The sequence below is a fragment of the Nonomuraea sp. NPDC049695 genome (assembly GCF_040674955.1).
GTDB lineage: Bacteria > Actinomycetota > Actinomycetes > Streptosporangiales > Streptosporangiaceae > Nonomuraea > Nonomuraea helvata.
This window is the reverse complement of record NZ_JBFANV010000198.1, coordinates 1-4,210: the sequence shown is the minus strand read 5'-3', so window position 1 is coordinate 4,210 and position 4,210 is coordinate 1. Positions and strand designations below refer to the sequence as shown.

5 protein-coding genes are annotated in these 4,210 nt (G+C 72.0%); 4 read left to right on the top strand and 1 reads right to left on the bottom strand.

Annotated elements, in window-relative coordinates; translation table 11 throughout:
• Positions 1-118: 118 nt before the first annotated feature.
• A complete protein-coding gene (locus AB0J64_RS56875; protein ID WP_364047051.1) occupies positions 119-808 on the bottom strand; it encodes a GntR family transcriptional regulator in 690 nt (229 codons plus the stop codon).
• Between the two features lie 150 nt (positions 809-958).
• Here AB0J64_RS56875 and AB0J64_RS56870 point away from each other — a divergent pair, with 150 nt between their 5' ends.
• The 4 genes from AB0J64_RS56870 to AB0J64_RS56855 are packed head-to-tail and all read left to right on the top strand — an operon-like array spanning position 959 to position 4,150.
• Complete coding sequence (locus tag AB0J64_RS56870; RefSeq protein WP_364047048.1) at positions 959-1,165, top strand: hypothetical protein; 207 nt, start codon at positions 959-961, stop codon at positions 1,163-1,165.
• A gap of 2 nt (positions 1,166-1,167) precedes the next feature.
• Positions 1,168-1,602, top strand: coding sequence for a hypothetical protein (locus AB0J64_RS56865; RefSeq protein WP_364047045.1), 435 nt, complete (start codon positions 1,168-1,170; stop codon positions 1,600-1,602).
• Positions 1,603-1,616: 14 nt separating this feature from the next.
• Positions 1,617-1,829 (top strand): hypothetical protein, encoded by a 213-nt coding sequence (locus AB0J64_RS56860; RefSeq protein ID WP_364047042.1) that lies wholly within the window; start codon positions 1,617-1,619, stop codon positions 1,827-1,829.
• 32 nt (positions 1,830-1,861) lie between these two features.
• The gene (locus AB0J64_RS56855; RefSeq protein WP_364047039.1) at positions 1,862-4,150 is read left to right on the top strand and encodes a hypothetical protein; all 2,289 of its coding nucleotides are present in this window, start codon (positions 1,862-1,864) and stop codon (positions 4,148-4,150) included.
• The last annotated feature ends 60 nt before the right edge of the window (positions 4,151-4,210 follow it).

Here is a 4,210-nt window from a genome sequence, read left to right as displayed (position 1 = left end):
GGGGACGCGCTCAGGCTCGACGTGGCCGGTGCCCTCGGGGGTGGTGTGCTCGGCGTCCATACGACAAGCCTACCCATGACGCCTCGGCCGTAGCCAGCCAAACGCCCGAACCTTCGGATCAGCGCAGCTCCAGGGCGAGCCGGTACCGGTCGCCTGGGTACAGAGCCTCCCGCACCACGTGCACCGTGCCCTCGGCATCGGCCAGGACCACCAGCTCCTCCAGCAGCGGCGTGCTCGGGGTCAGCCCAAGCCGTCCGCTCTCGCGCCGGGTGGGCATGCGGGCAATCACCTCGGCCCGGCGGCTCGTGATCGTGACCCCGGCCCGGGCCAGCAGCGTCTCGTCCCGTTCGGTGAGCGGCACCGGCTCCCCCAGCTCCGGCACCAGGTCGACCAGGCGCCGGGGGTAGAAGGAGGTCACGCCGGCGTCGGCGCCCGAGCGGCGCCGCACCAGCGACGTCACGCCGGGCATCAGCTCGGCCAGGCGCTGCCCCGGCTGGACGATGGACACCAGGACGGGCGCCCCGGCCTCCAGGACGCCGCCGGCGGCGGTGCCGCCGTCGACTTCGGCGCGCTCGTAGAAGCGGACGTACACGCCGCGGCCTCGTTCCCCGCGGGTCAGGCCGGCGATTTCCAGGACCTGCAGAGCGCGCCGGATGGTGGTCGGGGTGGCACCGTACTGCTGCCGGAGATCGGCTTCCGACGGGAGCGGTGAACCGGGCGGGTATTTGCCGCTCTCGATTCCTTCCATGAGGGCGGTCGCGATGACCTCATACAGGTTCTCGTCCGCCATCCCGCCGCCCACTCTCATTCGAACGCCTATTCGGCCCGTGCCGATATTTCGGCCCACCGGCGCCGCTATTGATGTATCGGCAACGACGCTCAACGTCAACAACGCTCTTCATATTGCGCTACTTCTACGTAGAGGCTAGCTTCTACGTAGAAGAGAGGAGAGGTAGAGATGGTTCGGTTTTGGAAGGCAGCCCGCGATGAGCAGGCGACCAACCCGCCCGCCGCCGCGCGGGTGCACGTCGACGACCAGCACGGCACCGTGCAGGCGCGCGACGGCGGCTGGGTGACCGTCCAGCTCGACAACGGCGCCATCACCAACGTGCTCGCCGACCGCGCCGTCTCCTGCAACTGCGCCGAAGCAAGCCGGGAGGGCTGACCATGTTCTGGCTGATCTCCGCCGCCGTGCTGTTGGCCCTGTCGGTCGTCGTCCCGGCCCGCCGCGACACGCGCCAGGAGCAGGAGACCGTCGGCCAGTTCTGGGCCCGCACCCTCCCCCGGCCCCGCCGCCACTCGCCGCGCAAGGTCGCGCTCTCCGCGCTGGCCGCGCACGGCAACACCACCTGGTGGCTGATCGTCCTGGCCTGGCCCTACGCCACCGGACTGGCCATCGCCTTGTGGTGGCTGGTCCGCCTGGGGGCCCTGCTCGTCGCCGGGCTCGCCCACATGACGCTCACGCTCGCCCCCCACGCGATCAAGGCAGCGATCTGCGTCCTGGCCTGTCTGTGGCTGGCCGCCCAGTGGCTGGTCTGGCACATCGACCAGCTGACCGCCAACCCGCACCCCAGCAACGCCCCACCGCTCGCCACCGCGTGAAAGGACACCCGCTCGTGGACATCATCTCCAGCCCGCTCGGGCCCGCGCTCGACGCCGGCCCCCTGCTCCTGCCGCTGATCCCCATCCTCGCCGGGCTCGGCGTGCTCGCCCTGGTGGTCTTCGCCGCCGTGCGCGACGGCCGCGCCCTCCAGCGGCAGCTCGACCGGATCGACCCTGCCCCCGCACCGGCGGACGACGAGGCCGACGCCCAGACCGACCCCGCCTAGCCCCACCGCGCCACATCAGGAAGGACAACCTCGTGTTCGGCACATCGCGCACCGCGCTCCCGGCGCCCGAGCAGGCGCCCGCCGCGCCCGCCAAGCCGCGTCGCGGACTGCTGGCGCGCGCCGTCCGAGGAGCCCTCTACTACGGCGTGTGGACGCCGATCCGCTGGGCCGCCACCAAGGAGGCCCAGCGGATGTGGCGGCACCGCGACCTCCACACCCCCTGGTGGACCGCCGCCGGCACCTACCTGACGACCACCATCGGCCACCTGCTCGACGTGCCCTGGTGGGCGACAGCTCCCGTGTTCGCCGCCGCCGTCGCCGGTATCCACCGCTACCTGTCCAAGCACGACCTCCTGCCCATCGCCACCACCACCGCCACCAGCGCCGCCGCCACGCTCGCCATCTGGGCCACCACCACCATCGAGACCGGCACCACCAACGGGCCGGGCACGATCGCGTGGAGCGTGCTCACTCTGGCCACCACCTGCGCCTGGTGGGTCAACCGCCGCGCCCGCCACTGGCGCAAGGTCCGCGAACGCGTCCGCGTCAACGCCCGCACCCTGCCCACGGTTCTCGCCGAGCTCGGGTTTCCCGGCGTCCAGGTGGTCGGTCGGCCCCGCGTCTCCGGGACCGGCCGCGTCGAGTACGCGCTCCGCCTGCCCGTCAAGGTCACCCGCGCCAAGCTGCAGAAGGCCATGACGGACATCGAGTCCGGCATGCACTGGGCCGAGCACAGCCTGCGCGAGATCATCCAGGACCCCGACCACAACGACTCGGCCCGCGTCGTACTCGTCCAGCACGAGGGCCGCGTCAAGGCCCGCACCGTCAAGTTCGCGCCCCCCGAGATCCCCACGTCGATCATGGACGTGGCCTGGCAGGGCGTCGACGAAGACGGCCGCGACGTGTTCGTCGCCAACTACGTGCCCGACCAGGGCATGACCCGCGGCGTGTACGTCGGCGAGTCCGGCAGCGCCAAGAGCAACCTGATGCGACTGCTGGCGTGGATGCGCGCCCACTGCGATGACGTCCTCATCTGGATCATCGACCTGAAGAACGACGGCATGACCTACGCGGCGCTGCTGCCGCGCCTGGACCGGCCCATCGCCACCACATGGGAGGCCGCCACCCGCATGCTCCAGGACGCCGACGCCGCCATCCCCCTGCGCGGCCGCCTCCTGCGCCCGGAAGACAACCAGGTCCTGCCCGTCAATCGCCGCCGGCCCGCCATCCTGATCATCGGGGACGAGGTGTCCACCCTGCTCGGCAAGGCCCGCGCCAACGCCGCGCCCATCCACGCCGCCAAGCAGGTCGGCAACAAGGGCCGCTCCTCCGGCATCGGCATGGAGGCCACCGGTCAGTACATGTCCCAGGGCAGCATGCACCCCGAGCTGCTGCCGGTGTTCAACCGCCGCTACGCCGGCCGCACCGCCTCCAAGACCGACGCCCTGCAGGTGCTGAAGAACTGGAACAAGCTGGAAACCCCTCTCCTGCCGACCGGCGTCTTCTACTGCCAGCAGTCCGGCAAGGGCGGCACCACCCTGCTCTACACCCCCGAGATCACAGACACCATGCTCGCCGAGGCCGCCACCAAGACCGCGCACCTCGCGCCGAGCCTGGAGGACTCCACCGCCGAGCAACTGCCGCACTACCCCACCCGCTGGGCCGACCTGCCCGACCACCTCCTGCCCTACTGCACGCAGGAGCAGCAGCAGCTCGTCCACCAGCACCGCGCCGAGCGCAAGGCCGCGGAGCTGCGCAAGGCGGGCGGCACCAAGGCCCGGATGGCGACCGCGGCCGCCGGCGACGAGCAGCCGCACCGCCTGACCGTGACCGAGGAGATCGACGTCCCGGCCGAGGTGCTGGTCTCCGAGATCGCCGACCTGTCCCTGCGCGCCATGGTGCTCGCCCACCTCTCCCCCGGCCTGGTCACCACCGCCGACTCCAACGCGGCCGCCGCGCCGCGCAAACGCGCGTGGGCGAGCGAGCGCCGCGCCGCGTGGGTGCGGCTCGGGCTCGTCACGTCGCCGGCGAAAGGGCAGTGGCTCCGAATCGTGGGGGAGAAGGCGATGGTTCGAGGCGCGCTCCGGGCCGAGGAAGAAATTCGGGCCCGGCGCCTGGCGGCAGGGGACAGCGAAGAAACAGAACTGGGGGAGAGCGGCGAAAACAGCGGCGGAGACACCCCGTTGAACTGCGCAAACACCCCCACGACTACAACGCCCACCGGGGCGGATCCCGGCGATTCCCCCGGTGGGGGAGTGGCCGCCCTAACGACCCCGGGGGAGGGGCCCGGCGAGGCCCCGCCGCCCGGACACGGATCGTGACGTATCCCGGCGGCCCCGCCCCGCCCCCCCCCCCCCCCGGCGGACGGCGGGCGCGGGCGC